General features: G+C 55.5%; 14 protein-coding genes, 1 tRNA gene and 1 pseudogene. 14 read left to right on the top strand and 2 right to left on the bottom strand.

Translation table 11 applies throughout. The annotated features are described in order from the left end of the window. The first annotated feature begins 74 nt into the window (after positions 1 to 74). The 3 genes from FHT76_RS26495 to FHT76_RS26485 all read left to right on the top strand — a co-directional run bounded on the left by FHT76_RS26495 (position 75) and on the right by FHT76_RS26485 (position 2,377). Positions 75 to 1,385, top strand: coding sequence for a sugar ABC transporter permease (locus tag FHT76_RS26495; RefSeq protein ID WP_183861354.1), 1,311 nt, complete (start codon positions 75 to 77; stop codon positions 1,383 to 1,385). 14 nt (positions 1,386 to 1,399) lie between these two features. Beyond that, on the top strand, positions 1,400 to 2,182 hold the full coding sequence (locus FHT76_RS26490; protein ID WP_183861356.1) for an ATP-binding cassette domain-containing protein: 783 nt from the start codon (positions 1,400 to 1,402) through the stop codon (positions 2,180 to 2,182). Positions 2,183 to 2,300: 118 nt separating this feature from the next. Further along, a tRNA-Arg gene (locus FHT76_RS26485) sits at positions 2,301 to 2,377 on the top strand. Positions 2,378 to 2,496: 119 nt separating this feature from the next. Here the strand turns inward: FHT76_RS26485 and FHT76_RS26480 are convergent. After that, positions 2,497 to 2,892: pseudogene (locus FHT76_RS26480) on the bottom strand (DNA polymerase IV); the annotation flags it as partial. A 321-nt stretch (positions 2,893 to 3,213) separates the two neighbouring features. Between FHT76_RS26480 and FHT76_RS26475 the strand changes: the two are divergent. The 4 genes from FHT76_RS26475 to FHT76_RS26460 all read left to right on the top strand — a co-directional run bounded on the left by FHT76_RS26475 (position 3,214) and on the right by FHT76_RS26460 (position 7,428). Then, the gene (locus FHT76_RS26475) at positions 3,214 to 4,230 is read left to right on the top strand and encodes an amino acid ABC transporter substrate-binding protein (protein WP_259186007.1); all 1,017 of its coding nucleotides are present in this window, start codon (positions 3,214 to 3,216) and stop codon (positions 4,228 to 4,230) included. Positions 4,231 to 4,321: 91 nt separating this feature from the next. Further along, the gene (locus FHT76_RS26470; protein ID WP_259186006.1) at positions 4,322 to 5,524 is read left to right on the top strand and encodes an amino acid ABC transporter permease; all 1,203 of its coding nucleotides are present in this window, start codon (positions 4,322 to 4,324) and stop codon (positions 5,522 to 5,524) included. Beyond that, on the top strand, positions 5,521 to 6,591 hold the full coding sequence (locus FHT76_RS26465) for an amino acid ABC transporter permease (protein WP_259186005.1): 1,071 nt from the start codon (positions 5,521 to 5,523) through the stop codon (positions 6,589 to 6,591). Before FHT76_RS26470 ends, FHT76_RS26465 begins: the two co-directional genes overlap by 4 nt. A gap of 54 nt (positions 6,592 to 6,645) precedes the next feature. Then, positions 6,646 to 7,428: an amino acid ABC transporter ATP-binding protein gene (locus FHT76_RS26460; protein WP_259186004.1), complete on the top strand. Its 783-nt coding sequence runs from the start codon at positions 6,646 to 6,648 to the stop codon at positions 7,426 to 7,428. Positions 7,429 to 7,504: 76 nt separating this feature from the next. Here FHT76_RS26460 and FHT76_RS26455 read toward each other — a convergent pair whose 3' ends face one another. Continuing rightward, positions 7,505 to 8,434, bottom strand: a complete 930-nt coding sequence (locus FHT76_RS26455) for a LysR substrate-binding domain-containing protein (protein ID WP_259186003.1) — start codon at positions 8,432 to 8,434, stop codon at positions 7,505 to 7,507. A 136-nt stretch (positions 8,435 to 8,570) separates the two neighbouring features. Here FHT76_RS26455 and FHT76_RS26450 point away from each other — a divergent pair, with 136 nt between their 5' ends. The 7 genes from FHT76_RS26450 to FHT76_RS41450 all read left to right on the top strand — a co-directional run bounded on the left by FHT76_RS26450 (position 8,571) and on the right by FHT76_RS41450 (position 14,139). Beyond that, positions 8,571 to 9,440 carry an ABC transporter ATP-binding protein gene (locus tag FHT76_RS26450; protein WP_310503291.1) on the top strand — a complete coding sequence of 290 codons (870 nt, stop codon included), beginning with the start codon at positions 8,571 to 8,573 and terminating at the stop codon, positions 9,438 to 9,440. Further along, entirely contained in the window at positions 9,440 to 10,231 is a 792-nt protein-coding gene (locus FHT76_RS26445) for an ABC transporter permease (protein WP_259185999.1), read from the top strand. The genes FHT76_RS26450 and FHT76_RS26445 overlap by 1 nt, the downstream gene beginning before the upstream one ends. Before the next feature lie 54 nt (positions 10,232 to 10,285). Continuing rightward, positions 10,286 to 11,263: an ABC transporter substrate-binding protein gene (locus tag FHT76_RS26440; protein WP_259185998.1), complete on the top strand. Its 978-nt coding sequence runs from the start codon at positions 10,286 to 10,288 to the stop codon at positions 11,261 to 11,263. A gap of 153 nt (positions 11,264 to 11,416) precedes the next feature. After that, a complete protein-coding gene (locus FHT76_RS26435) occupies positions 11,417 to 12,337 on the top strand; it encodes a nucleoside hydrolase (protein ID WP_259185997.1) in 921 nt (306 codons plus the stop codon). Between the two features lie 192 nt (positions 12,338 to 12,529). Continuing rightward, complete coding sequence (locus FHT76_RS26430) at positions 12,530 to 13,432, top strand: ribokinase (RefSeq protein WP_259185996.1); 903 nt, start codon at positions 12,530 to 12,532, stop codon at positions 13,430 to 13,432. After that, complete coding sequence (locus tag FHT76_RS41455) at positions 13,432 to 13,836, top strand: ProQ/FINO family protein (RefSeq protein WP_405049516.1); 405 nt, start codon at positions 13,432 to 13,434, stop codon at positions 13,834 to 13,836. Before FHT76_RS26430 ends, FHT76_RS41455 begins: the two co-directional genes overlap by 1 nt. 162 nt (positions 13,837 to 13,998) lie before the next feature. Then, positions 13,999 to 14,139, top strand: a complete 141-nt coding sequence (locus FHT76_RS41450) for a WGR domain-containing protein (RefSeq protein ID WP_405049515.1) — start codon at positions 13,999 to 14,001, stop codon at positions 14,137 to 14,139. Positions 14,140 to 15,161: the final 1,022 nt, after the last annotated feature.

Here is a 15,161-nt window from a genome sequence, read left to right as displayed (position 1 = left end):
GAACAGGGCACCTCGGCAAGGGCTTTCGGGCGCCCGCGCCAAAAAGCTCAAACAGTGGGGGAAACGGCAAACCCATGGCAAACATCACGCAATCCTCATCGGGCCATCCGCGCCCGGCGGAGGGTAACGCTTTCACGCGCTTCCTGCGCGCAACCGAGATCGACACGCGCCTGCTCGGCATGGTCGCGGCGCTGCTGGTCATCTGGATCGGCTTCCATCTCTACACCGGCGGGCTCTTCCTGACGCCGCGCAACCTCTGGAACCTCTCGGTCCAGACCACCGAGATCGCGGTTCTCGCGACCGGCATGGTGCTCGTCATCGTCACCCGCAACATCGACCTGTCGATCGGCTCGATGCTTGGCCTCGTCGCCATGATCATGGGCGTCGTCCAGGCGAAATTCCTGCCGCAATATCTCGGCTTCGACAATTCCTGGACCTGGCTGATCACGCTGGTCTGTGGCCTGATCGCCGGAACGCTGATCGGCCTCTTCCAGGGCGTCATCATCGCCTTCCTGGGCGTCCCCTCCTTCATCGTCACGCTCGGCGGCTTCCTCGCCTGGCGCGGTCTTGCCTGGTACGTCACATCGGGCCAGACGGTCGCTCCGCTCGATACCACATTCCGGATCATGGGCGGCGGTGCTGAAGGTGCCGTCGGCGCGACCTGGAGCTGGATCATCGGGCTTGTCGCCTGCGTGCTGATTATCGTCGGCATCATCGGCTCGCGCCACCAGCGCAAGCGCTTCAACTTCCCGCGCCGGCCGCTCTGGGCCGAATATTTCCTGGCCGTTCTAGGCTGTGTGCTGGTGCTCGGCGCCATCTGGGTCTCGACCATCTATTACTGGCCGGTGGCGATCGCCAAGAAATACGCCGAGGCCAACGGTATCGCCTGGCCGGAAGCCGGCCTGTTCATCTCCTACGGCATCGCTGTGCCGGTCCTGATCGCCGTCCTCGTCGGCATCGTCATGACCTTCATCGCCACCCGCCTGCGCTTCGGCCGCTATGTCTTCGCGATCGGCGGCAACCCTGAGGCAGCCGAGCTCGCCGGCATCAAGACCCGCTGGGTCGCGGTCCGCATCTTCGCGCTGATGGGCTTCCTGGCAGCTGTTGCCGCGGCGATCTCGACCGCTCGCCTCAATGCAGCCGCCAACTCGCAAGGCACGACCTACGAGCTCTACACCATCGCGGCGGCCGTCATCGGCGGCACGTCGCTTGCCGGCGGCACCGGCACGATCGCCGGCGCCATGCTTGGCGCGCTGGTCATGCAGTCGCTGCAGTCGGGCATGGGTCTCGCAAACGTCGATACCCCCATACAAAATGTCGTCGTGGGCGCCGTGCTGGTCGTTGCCGTCTGGCTCGACACCGTCTATCGCTCGCGGTCGAAGTAAGAGGAGTCCTAGATATGACTGATCAACGCACTCCCCTTGTGGAACTGAAGAACATCTCGATCTCCTTCGGCGGCATCCACGCCGTGGACAATGCCTCGGTCGATCTCTACCCCGGCGAAGTCGTCGCCCTTCTCGGCCACAACGGCGCGGGCAAGTCGACGCTCATCAAGATCCTCTCCGGCGCCTACAAGCGCGACAGCGGCGAGATCCTGATCAACGGCGAACCGGCCGACATCCGCAATCCGCGCGATGCCAAGAAGTACGGCATCGAGACGATCTACCAGACGCTTGCCGTCGCCGATAACGTCGACGCCGCCGCCAACCTCTATCTCGGCCGCGAAATCCGCACGAAATGGGGCACGCTCGACGACGTCGCCATGGAAGCCTCGACTCGCGAAGTGATGGGTCGTCTCAACCCCAACTTCCGCCGCTTCAAGGAGCCGGTGAAGGCACTCTCAGGCGGCCAACGGCAATCGGTGGCGATCGCCCGCGCGATCCTCTTCAATGCCCGCATCCTGATCATGGACGAGCCGACGGCTGCGCTTGGCCCACAGGAAACGGCGCAGGTTGGCGAGCTGATCAAGCAGCTGAAGAAGGAAGGCATCGGCATCTTCCTGATCAGCCACGACATCCACGACGTCTTCGACCTCGCCGACCGCGTCTCGGTGATGAAGAACGGCCAGGTCGTCGGCCATGCACGCACCGAGGACGTGACCAAGGACGAAGTCCTCGGCATGATCATCCTCGGCAAGGTCCCGCCAAAGGCCATCCCCGGCCCCGGCGCCATGCAGGTCTGACAACAATCGGCGCGCCGTTTGCAAGAACGGCGCACTTTTCAATTTTGGAGATTGATGCTGGCGAGAAGCTAGGCTAAGAACCACCCATCGGACAGGCGATTCAAACCGCCTCAGGCATGCACCCGTAGCTCAGCTGGATAGAGTGTTGGATTCCGATTCCAAAGGTCACAGGTTCGAATCCTGTCGGGTGCGCCATATTTCTTTGAATTTACATAACAGAATCAATAGTATAGCTGACCGCTGTTCGTAATGTGTAACAATATCTGTGACATTTTACGAAAATACCCTAACAGCACATCGGCACAAATCTGCCCCGAGATGCCCGCCGAAGTCAGGCCGGAAACAGCCCAAATTCTAGCTCGGATCTCCGACGCGAACTCCATCGCAATCACCATTCTCTAGAGATCCTCCGAGACGTTCAGATGGCCTCATCGAGCGATAAGGGCTCAACGAGCGGCGTGTAGCCACCGGCGACATCTCTGATTTGCCGCGACACCTACGCAATAGACGTCGAACTGCGGCGTCACGAAAATGAGTCCAGGGCATTCGCTAGGTGTAGTGACGGCGGCCGAGTTGGCACCGAACTCGCTTCAGCCGACCGCGATCGGAGGGCCACGTAACGCAGGGTGGTCTCACTGCTCCGCGGACGCATAGAAGGTATCAATGTCGATGCGAATTATCTTTCGTGACAACGAAAGTTGCCAGCAGATGCTTTCGCTAAAACAATAATAACACAGAAAGAACAAAACAGGAACACGACGACTGTTAGAGAAATATGACCCTGTGATCGACATGGCTGCAAAAGCCTGCAGAGAAGCCGGACAAATCCAATTTGGATTTACAAAAACTAAACAAAAACTCATAAACACCCAGCTTGACCGAGCCATACATTGCAAATTCTAATATATTTTGTCGCAAACGGACACTCGATCGATTGACCGACTTTCCGTTTTATGTATAGACATTTTAGTGTTGACATGTGGTCTTAAGGCAAAAAGGGGTCGCCCATGTCTAAATCGGAGGAGAATGATATGAGAACAATTCTGTCCATCGCCGTGGCGGCTGGCATGTTCGGCCTGCCTGCCCATGCTGGCGAAATACTAGACGCCGTGAAGAAACGCGGCGAGCTCGTCTGCGGTGTGAGCGAAGGAATCGCAGGGTTTTCTGCGCCCGACAGCCAGGGCACCTGGTCCGGAATGGACGTAGACTTTTGCCATGCGATGGCGGCAGCAATCTTCGGCGATAGTTCGAAGGTAACATTCAAGCCGCTCTCGGCGCAGAACCGGTTCACCGCGGTTCAATCAGGCGAGGTGGACGTGCTCTCGCGCGTCACTACATACACGCTGACCCGCGACACATCCCTCGGCCTCGACTTCGGTGCCATCCTCTTCTACGACGGCCAAGGGTTCATGGTGCCGGCGTCGATGGGTATTTCGTCAGCGAAGGATCTATCAGGCGCTACCATCTGCATGCAGACAGGTACCACCAACGAACTCAACGTGGCCGACTTCTTCCGCTCTATCGGCAAAGACTTCAAGCCGCTTGCTATTGAAGACGTCAACGAACTGAACAATGCATTTTTCACTTCCAAACGCTGCGACGTTTACACCGGGGACACTTCCGGCATGGCAGCTTGGCGTTCCTCGCTCGCGAGCAATCAGGCTGACTACACGATCTTGCCTGAACTGATTTCGAAGGAACCGCTTGCCGCTGCGGTCCGCCATGGCGATCAGCAATTCAGTGACATCCTGAGATGGGTGGGCTTCGCGCTAATCGAGGCGGAGGAAAAAGGAGTGACCCAGTCAAACCTCGAGTCGATGAAGACGAACCCTGACCCGTCCATTCAGGCGCTCCTTGGCACTGTCCCGGGCAACGGAAAGGCTTTGGGGCTTGATGAGGCCTGGGCCTACAACGCAATCAAAGCAGTCGGAAACTACGGTGAGATCTTCGAGCGGAATGTCGGGAAAGGAACTCCCCTTGGTCTAGACCGCGGCATGAACGCGCTTTGGAACAAGGGCGGCCTTCTGTACGCGCCGCCAGCTCGATAAGTCTTACATTGCGGCCTGCGACGTCCCACGAGCGGAGTGGGACGTCTTCTTAGCTGCGAAGATCGCCGCACAAATATGGAGCTCGACCTCGATGAGCTTGTCACCGACACAAACATCCGCGCACTCGAAAATTCGCGTGGCGTTGAACCGACAGATACTTAACAACAGCAAATTCAGGGCTTGGTTGTTCCAGATTGCCGTTGTCTCGGTGCTTGCTGCAGTGCTTGGCGCGCTGGCTTCTATAGCGGCCGGCAATCTCGCGAGACAAGGCATCGCGACTGGCTATGACTTTTTAGCACGCACCGCGCGCTTCGAAATCAGCGAAACGCTAATTCCGTATTCTGGCGCAGATAGCTACGCTAGGGCCCTCGCTGTAGGGCTCTTGAATACCTTGAAGGTTGCCGCGCTCGCGATTGTTTTCGCGACAGTGCTGGGCACTGTCGTTGGAATTGCGCGAATTTCAAACAATCGGCTACTGGCACTTGTCGCCGGGATGTACGTCGAAGGCCTGAGAAACATACCGCTCCTGCTGCAACTTTCTTTCTGGTACAGCATGCTTACGATCAGCTTCCCGCCTCCGCGAGCAGCTATCGATTGGGTGGGCGGCATCTTCCTTAGCAACCGCGGGATCGTGGTTCCCAGCCTGTCTTTCGGACCATACGGATATTGGATCGCGGTCAGCATTTGCCTGGCGTTTCTCGTTTCCGTCGCCACAGGGCGTAGAGCATCAACGATGCAGGAAAGGACCGGTCATCGACCTATCGTATGGCCTTACAGCCTTTCTATTGTCGTCTTCCCAATTATCACTTGGTTGGCCTTAGGTATGCCATTCGAGTTCGAACTGCCGGTCCTGCATGGCTTCAATTTCGCGGGAGGTCTGCGCCTCACTCCAGAATTTGGCGCATTGCTCTTTGGCTTGAGCGCCTACAGTTCCGCCTTCATTGCTGAGACGATACGGGGCGGTATCTTGGCGATAACTAAGGGGCAGGTCGAAGCAGGCCGATCGCTCGGGTTGCATAACGGCCGGATCATGAGGCTCATCGTACTACCTCAAGCGCTTCGCATAATCATTCCGCCTTTGACGAGCCAGTATCTCAACCTGATAAAGAATTCGTCTCTAGGTGTGGCGATTGCCTATCCCGATATCGTTGCGATCGGGAACATTACGATTAACCAGACCGGCCAAGCGATCGAGGTCGTCTCGATTTTCATGGCCGTTTATCTGTCGATCAATCTGGTGACGGCCGGATTCATGAATTGGTACAACTATAAGATGGCACTGGTGACACGATGATTGGCGCTCAATCAAACGCGTCGAACGGCGCAATGGCCTGGATGCGGTCTCTTTTTTCGGGTTGGATCAATGTGCTTATAACCGTGGCCATTGGTTTCCTTCTCTACTGCCTAATCCCACCTATTTTGAGTTGGGCGCTCTTCAATGCCGTGTGGAGCGCGCCGAACGGAGCTAGCTGCCGTGGCGTTGATGGTGCATGCTGGGCGTTCATCGTCGAGAAGCTGCGCTTCATCCTTTTTGGCTATTTCCCATTTGATCAGCAATGGCGGCCGTCTCTAGCGCTCGTCTTATTATTTGGCGGTCTTGGTGCCAGCACGTTCAAAAGATTGTGGGGCCTGTGGCTCGTCGCCTTCTGGATTGCGACGCTGGTTCTGGTGATCGCCCTGCTTGCTGGGGGCTGGGCGGGATTGACGCCTGTACCCACGTCAAAATGGGGGGGGCTCCCACTGACGCTGTTAATCACTATCGTCGGCGCTTCTTCGGCCTTTCCGCTGGGGATAGTGCTGGCATTGTGCCGGACTTCGGATCTGCCACTAATTCGGTGGGTCAGCACGGGATATATCGAGTTTGTACGAGGAGTCCCGCTGATCACGGTGCTATTCATGACATCCGTTATGCTTCCACTGTTTCTCCCTCGTGGCTTCGAGATTGACGCTGTGATTAGGGCGCAGGTTGGTATCATCCTCTTTGGTGCTGCCTACTTTGCGGAGGTTATTCGAGGGGGCCTCAATTCGTTACCGCTAGGCCAGTTTGAGGCTGCAAGGTCGCTTGGTCTCACATATTTGACCACAACCAGGCTCGTCGTCTTGCCGCAGGTTCTTCGTATCAGTGTCCCGCCGCTCACAAACACCCTAATTGGCTTGATCAAAGATTCTTCATTGGTCGCGATCGTGGGCCTCGTCGATTTGCTCGGTGCAACACGCCAATCACTCGCGGATCCACAGTGGCTGGGCTTTTACCGAGAAGCCTACATGTTCGTGGCGTTGCTGTACTTCGTCATTTGCTTTTCGATTGGATCGTACTCACGAAAGGTGGAGGCGGACCTACGAAACCGCGAACGTCACTAAGCTGGAACTGGCCAGACGCGTAACCTGAGACTTTTGCTAAGGAGATCGTTGCAAATGGGGCTCATAGACCCGCAGGTGGATCCTGTATTTACCAACACGTTCAGCACTGAGGTGGCAGTTGAACTTTCGGACTTGAATAAGTGGTACGGCGATTTTCACGTGCTGCGTGACATCAATCTGAAAGTGATGCGTGGCGAGCGCATCGTCATTGCCGGCCCGTCGGGATCCGGCAAGTCGACCATGATCCGCTGCATCAACCGCCTGGAAGAACACCAGAAGGGGCAGATCGTCGTCGATGGCGTCGAACTCACCAACGACCTCAAGAAGATCGATGAAGTCCGCCGCGAAGTCGGCATGGTCTTCCAGCACTTCAACCTGTTCCCGCATCTGACCATCCTGGAAAACTGCACGCTGGCCCCAATCTGGGTGCGCAAGATGCCGAAGAAGCAGGCGGAAGAAGTCGCCATGCACTTCCTGAAGCGCGTGAAGATCCCGGAGCAGGCCAACAAGTATCCAGGCCAGCTCTCGGGCGGTCAGCAGCAGCGCGTGGCGATCGCCCGTTCGCTCTGCATGAACCCGAAGATCATGCTCTTCGATGAGCCGACCTCGGCGCTTGACCCCGAGATGATCAAGGAAGTTCTGGAGACGATGGTCGGACTTGCCGAAGAAGGTATGACGATGCTCTGCGTGACACACGAAATGGGCTTTGCCCGTCAGGTCGCGGATCGCGTCATCTTCATGGACCAAGGCCAGATCGTCGAACAGAACTCGCCGGCCGAGTTCTTTGACAATCCGCAGCACGAGCGCACCAAGCTCTTCCTCAGCCAGATCCTATGACGATGTCATGAACGCGATCTATGGCGAGGAAGGGGGTGGGCCAGGACATCATGCAGAGCCTGGCCCATGCAGGCTTCTAGTCCATTGCGCGACGCGTTTCGCGCCTGAACTTCCGAGCGGATTGGATCACGAAATTTTTGAACTCGTTTCCATGGGGGCGGTCGAGTGTTGCTGGATTCCAAGCCAGTGCATATGGTTCCGACAGCGACATCCAACAATCGCAGGGAACGACGAGCTGTCCATTCGCGATTTCGTCCGCCACCAGGGACGCTTGTCCGAGCACGAAACCCGCTCCATGAATGGCGGCGTCGACAGCTGCGCTAGATAAGGAAAATGAGATCTCACAGGGTTCGTTAAGGGGTTCGATACCAAACCGGATCGCCCAATCGGACCATGATGGTGGTGACTGATAGGGATTTTTCCACTCGATACCAATCAGCGGCCACTTAAAGACATCCGCAGCGCCAACGACCGGATGGCGCGTCAGGAACTCAGGCGAGCACATTGGTGCAACGCGATCGACAAATAGGTCGGTAAAATGGGCATACTTGAGACGCGCAGTACCATACGAAATTCTGAAATCGACCTGCTCCTCGTCAAAAACGGGCTCATGATCGTCTCCTAACAATCTCACGCTTACACCTGGCGTTGTGCGCTGCCACTCCGCCATCAGTCCGCGAATCCAACGGATTGTCACTGAGGGCGGCGCACTCATTACAATCTCTGATTTGAGGCGAGCGCGCTGCAGGACATCGTTCGCTGCGCGCAAATGATCAAAACCCTCCCGAACGCTCTGAAGATAAATCTGCCCCCAGGAAGTCAGCGCGAGGCTTCGCCCCTTTCGCTCAAAAAGCGCGACCCCAACTTCCTCTTCCAGCCTGCCTATATGCTGACTAACTGCGCCCGGTGAGAGCCCTAGGTCTCTTGCTGCGACAGCAACGCTCCCGGATCGTCCCACTGCTTCGAAAGCCTGCACCCCTCTCAATCCCGGTAAGCGAACGCTCATTCCGACCTCCTATGCGCAACTCACTTTAGTTATACTAAACAGAAATTCATACTTTATGCAATTGACCATCAGAAAGATCAGTATTCCTAATCGATCAACCGAAGACGCTCATTGACAACGAGAAAAATGCGCCATTATGTACAGACATAATAATGTGGAGCAGCATCAGCAAAGGATTTCCCGGATGCGAGAATCGCGGGCATCAGCACCAGTTGTAAGCGGCTCGACTACCGCCGCCCCTACCCCGAAACTATCGATCGAGAACTTGAATGTGCGTTTCGGTGCAGTTGTAGCTCTCAGCGACCTGTCTTTGCAGGTCAGCGAAGGCGAATTTGTTTGCATTCTGGGTGCTTCTGGATGCGGGAAGAGCACTCTGTTTAATGCAGTGTCAGGTCTTCTTCGGGCGACCTCCGGAAAAATCAAGCTCGACGGGCGAGATGTAAGCAACAAGCCGGGCGAGGTCGGCTACATGCTCCAGAAGGACTTGATGCTGCCCTGGCGGACCGTAAAGGGCAACATCACGCTCGCTGCATCTTTGACGCGGGGCGCGACCAAGGACGACCAGGCGGAAGCCGAGAGTTTAGCACGCCGATACGGCCTTGGTGACTTTCTCGACCACTATCCGCACGCGCTCTCAGGCGGGATGCGTCAGCGTGTGGCCATGATGCGCACTATTGCCGCAGGGCGGCAGGTCATGTTGCTCGACGAGCCCTTTGGAGCATTGGATGCGCAGACCCGGTTTAGCATGCAGCAATGGCTTCTGCAGGTCTGGAAGGACCTCGGGCGAACAATCCTTTTTGTCACCCATGACGTCGATGAAGCAATCTTCTTGGCTGACCGTATCGTAGTCATGACACCGCGACCCGGCAGAATAGGCGAGATTGTCGATGTCGACCTACCAAGGCCGCGATCACTGGAGGATCTGACGACCGAGACATTCACTGTCCTAAAGCGTCACATCATGGCGCACCTCTACCACGATGAGCCCAGACAGGGAGCGGTCTGATGAAAGAGAAAATTTCTCGTGGTTTGGCACCCATCGCCGTTTGGCTTACAGCCTTGATCCTGATTGTAGTGACCTGGCAGTTGGTTATCCTTGTCTCCGGTTTGCCCCCCTATGTCATCCCGTCGCCGGCTCTTGCCTTTGGCGCGCTCGCGGAAAAGTGGCAGGAGCTAAGGATCCTGACTGGGCAGACGCTCTATGAAACCGCCATTGGTTACATCGTTGGCGCACTGGTCGGGTTCATTCTTGCACTGGTCATGGGGCAGATCGGTTTTGTCCGGCGTCTGATCATGCCGGCTCTGATCGTGTCCCAAGCGGTTCCAATCGTTGCCATCGCTGCTCCGTTGGTAATTGTGTTTGGCTTTGGACTGACCCCAAAACTGATCATCGTTGCTTGGATTGTATTCTTCCCTGTTGTCGTCAATGTCCTCGACGGACTCGCAAGCATTGACAGGGATATGATCAATCTCGCGCGCCTTATGGGCGGAAGCCAGCTCCGCGTGTTCCTTATCGTAAAGCTACCGGCATGCGTTGGCCCACTTTTCTCCGGTCTGAAAATTGGCGCTACCTATGCGGTGACAGGCGCTGTCATCGGTGAATGGACGGCCTCCGCCAATCAAGGCCTCGGCACATTTCTACTTAGCTCAAACGCGAGAATGGACACGGCCGGTGTTTACGCCGCCATGCTCTTGCTGACTGCAATCGGCGTCGGTTCGTTCCTCATCGTTCTTGGGATGGAGATCATTGCCACACCATGGCGCACCCAATCGACAGCTCCCAAGTGGCTTCGATGACACCGCTTTCAATTCAGAGAGCGTGATTGTGAACTCTAACAAGAGGGGAAGAAAATGAAATCAACGCTGTTGAAGACCGCCGCATTAGCGGTACTCATGGCTGGCGCCCAACTCACCTCGGCGCTTGCAGAAGAGCTGACGCCCGTGCGCTTCGTGTTCAATTGGTCGAGCGCCGACCATGCCATCATTCCGGTGGTAGCAGGGATCGAGAAGGGGTTCTACAAAGACGAAGGGCTCAAGGTCGACGTCATTCTGCCGCCAGACTCCCAGACGACGGCCCGGCTTCTATCTGTCGGACAGGCTGATATTGGCTTCGAGGCAACGACTGACGTAGTCTTTGGCGCTGAGCAAGGATTGCCGATTGTGTCTGTCGGCGTTTACGCGCAACACAATAATTGGGGCCTCTTCGGGCGCCCTGGCGAGCGCGTAACGCTGGAAGACCTGAAGGGCAAGTCGATCGGTATTTTCACCGACTCCTGGACTAAAGCGATGATGCCGTTTGTCTACAAGGCCGCAGGCATCACCGAGAATGATGTAAAGCTCATTATCGCGCACGACAGCGATACCCCACTCTTGCTGGCTGGCAAGATCGACATTGCCACGAACACCTCGAACTATCTCGTTCCCACCGTTCAGACCCAGCTTCAGAAGGATCCGACCGCTCTCGTCGGTAAGGAGGCCGGCGTTCCAGATATTCCGATCTGGGCATACACGGCGAGTACGGATTATCTCGCGAAACACGGGGACATCGCCTCAAAGTGGATGAAGGCCACTGTCAAGGCGACGCAATGGGCAGCCGAAAACCCCGATGAAGCCGCGAAGATTGTTACCAAGGTTTACCCCGACAGCGGCACCTTGGAATACAACACACTCGGATGGAAGGCGTTGGTTCCGATCCTCCGCGGCCCGGATGGTTTCCTTGTGCAGACCGATCAGCATTGGCTGCCGCTTGCTCAAGCACTCAAGGATACCGGTCAGTTGAAAGAGGTTCTTCCGGCTAACAAGTACTACACCAACGAATTCTTGAAGTAGTCACAACCTTCATCTGCATCTTAGCATTGGGTGGTCGGCGACTGCCCAATCGGGAATGCGCCCTTGTCGCTTTCTCGGAACCGCTAAGCAAAAAGCCTTATCTCCACGAAAACAAAAACCGCTGGATGGCTTTGCCTCCAGCGAGGAGGACGCATGACCAAACACCGTATTATCATCGACTGCGACCCCGGCGTTGACGACGCGGTCGCAATTCTTTTGGCCCTCGCATCACCCGAAGAAATCGAACTCCTCGGCATTACTACCGTCGCAGGGAATGTCCCCTTGGAATATACGACCAGCAATGCGCTGAGAATCTGCGATTTGGCCGGTCGCCGGGATATTCCCGTTTTTGCCGGATGCCAGCACGCTATGTTTCCGACGCCTCCACAAACGTCTTCCGTTCACGGTAATGACGGCCTCGGGGATGTCGGAATTCGTGAACCGTCGCGTGAGGCGACCCCCAAGCATGCCGTGGATTTTATCATCGACACCGTGATGAAACACCCTGGCGAGATCACTCTTTGCCCGATCGGCCCAATGACCAACATTGCCTTGGCCTTGATCAAAGAACCGGCGATTGCTTCGAAGATCAAGAAGATCGTCTTTATGGGTGGCGCAGCCTTCTGCCCGGGCAACACGACGCCGGCAGCTGAGTTCAACGTGTGGTTTGATCCTCACGCAGCACAGATCGTGGTCAACGCCGGCGTTCCACTTGTGATGTTCGGCCTGGACGTGACCGAGAAAGTGATTTCGACGGCCGACAGGATCGCTGTTTTGGAGCGGGGCCGCTCTGACATCGCGCGCCAGACTGCCGCTATGATGATCAACTATGGCGGAAAGGATCCCGCGCTTCATGACCCCTGTGTGACGATGTATCTGCTGGAACCATCGATCTTTAGCGGCGTAGACGCGAAGGTCGATGTCGATTGTACATCGGCGCTTAACCGTGGTCGCACCCATGCTGCAATTTCGGAGCGGCACCGAGCAGGTGCGGCTGCGAACTGCTTCGTTGTAACTGGCGCCAACGACGAGCGACTGTTCGAACTCCTTACAGAGCGCCTTCTCACACTTTAGCCGCGGCCTCGCATCCGGTTCATCCGTTGAAGCGGATGGCCCGTCCGGACGGCCATCCGCCAGTTAGCGCCTTATCGAAAAGGAAGATCCCTAAACTGTGGAAGCAGGCGGACTACACAAGCCACCTTCCTTCGATCGGAACCTCCTGCCGCGGAGGCGATTCTAATACTTCTCCAACAGAAAGTCTTCTCGATGATTGCCGTACTTGGTTCCATCAACCTCGATTTCGTTGCCAGCTCGACGCGTCTCCCGGTACCAGGCGAGACAATCGGCGGGTCATTGTTCGAAGTCTCGCCAGGCGGAAAAGGTGCAAACCAAGCGTTGGCATCTAATAGAGCTGGCGCGGAGGTGTTGATGGCGGGCGCCGTAGGGATCGACGATCACGGAGGGGCTGCGTTGCATAACTTGATTGCTGCCGGTGTCAACATCTCTCATGTGGCACGGAAGGGCGCCGCAACAGGGGTCGCATCAATTTTTGTCGCAGAGAAAGGCGACAACATGATCATTTCTATTCCGGGTGCGAATTACCGGGTAGGCAGCGATGACGTAGATCGGCTTGTCGAGAAACTAAGCGCCGGTGACCATCTTGTCCTCCAACTCGAAATTCCTGCTTCCACTGTCGAGTACGCGCTTAAGGTTGCGAAATGGAGGGGGATCAAGACTCTGCTCAACACCGCGCCGTTTACGATAGACGCAGTGAGGCTCAGCAAGCTCGCGGATATCGTGGTTATGAACGAAAGTGAAATGGCTGAAGCAGCTCGCCTCACGGAAACTGCCGATGGTGATGTGCAGGCTGCTTTCCGAGCGCTTTTCTGCGAAGACGAGAAACTCCTTGTGGTTACGAAGGGGGAAGCAGGTGCAATTGCATGCGACGGCAAAAGCATTCTCTCGGTGGCGGCCTTGCCAATAAAGCCGGTAGATACAGTTGGGGCAGGCGATACTTTCGTCGGATATCTCGCCGCCGGCTTACACGCGAGATTGCCGATCAATACCGCACTTCAGCAGGCCGTCGTTGCAGCGTCACTCGCTTGTACTAAGCGAGGCGCCCAATCTGGTATTCCCTTTGCTGAGGAGGTCCGCGGAGCGTCGCTATAGTGGGTAGTTGCTGCCGTAGTGACGGTCCTTCGAAAAGCGGCGAGTATTTCATCCTCGCGACCGCATGCGAAGTGAGTAGAGCGGAGGCAATCACCGCTTTGCTATCTCGCCCTATCGCCATTCTTCCTACGCGGGTTGGTGAGCCAATCCTCCCATTTTCCGTAGGCTTATTCTCTAGAATAAGGGCGCTTAAGCGACCTGAGTGCCTTCTATCATCGCTTCGAACGGCGATCGCCATCTACATTTACTCACCGCGATACTACCTAGCGTTATCGCAACCGAACTCACTTCGTTTCGGGCTGGACGCGAGACCAACGGATAAGGTCTCAAGACACCATAGGAAGGTCGCCGGCGAGGCCTATCGGACGAGCTGCCGTATAGGTCTGCTTGATAACGAGCATTAGCGCTACGCTCCCGCGCAACGACGAGCAGGATACGGTTAGAACGATTTTCATAGGGTGGCCCGTGAGAAAAACGGATTACGCTGCTGTCTGCATTTCAGAAGGCCCAGAACGAGGATCGTCGACGAGGCGATGGTCACCAACCAGGATGAATAGAGCCTCGTCGTGAGTCTACGCCGCAGGGGCCGGATCGGAACGCCCGGTCAGAAAAAATCAGCTATCTTTTCGAAGCCTGAACGAGCTGTGTCGCTCACGAATCCTGTTGTCGCCTGTCGTCAGCATCGCGGGTTTCAACCATGCACATAGCACGAGAGTTAATTCTTTAAATTATTGGAATAACAAAGTAGATTAACCAATAAATATCGCGTCATTAAGCAAATTTTGTTGACAATTCAGTCTAGTTGTTGTATAAATTAGGCCTCTTCGAGGGCTCGAAGCCCACAAGAACAAATCACTACATAAAATATTATTTTCGCTTCCCGATAGCGGCATAGAAAGTATTATTCAATTTAAGGAGGAGGACAGATCGTATCAATAGACTAATCTGCGCAAGAAATGCGCGAGAGATAAAATACTGTGACATTTTCTGCTTGGAGCGCGCTGAGAACATTCATCCGCACCCCTGCGTGGTCATTGAAGCTAGCGCCGTCGATACGGTCTCATTGGATGCTTCGAACCCGTCCCACGACCTCGCATAAATAGACAGGGATCTTCCCAGCAACACAGATAGCGTGGATTACCAGCGACTGAAAGACTTAACGCCCGCCGTATGCATCAGTCAATTCGCGAACAGCAGCGGCCTCATGGAACATTCCTGAGGCATATGTAAAGTATTATCTAAATTTAACTTATACAATATCGCTATTATATTACATAAAAAGGACAAATTTAATGAAACGAAAATCACAATATAGATTAAATAGAAACATATACTCCAACTCTACTATAGAAATGGGAAGAAAACATCTTTATTTTTCCGACAAAGTATTCAGATGCTCTCCTGAGAAATTCGAAGATCGGTACATACTAGCACTAACCCTTACCTATAATTCCGCGAGGAAGACCAGTTGCGTCTCTGTGGCGAATGAAAATTTGGAACGGGTTTACCGGCATATAAAAGACTTTGTTACCGAGGGAAACCGAAACAAAACCCACCTCAATCCAACGATGTACGGATTCCTCGATGCTCCAGGGACAAAGTGGGGGTTTGTTGATCTGGAGAGAGTTTACGACGGATCGTGCCCACTGCAGTGGTGTAACTGGACGGCTCTGGTCCCATGCTCTCCGGCGTGAGCCGGACTGATCAACGTGCCACTGCCGGCAAGCTG

It is taken from the genome of Rhizobium sp. BK176, assembly GCF_024808055.1.
The sequence above is the reverse complement of the archived record's forward strand: the minus strand, read 5'-3'. Positions and strand labels throughout refer to the sequence as shown.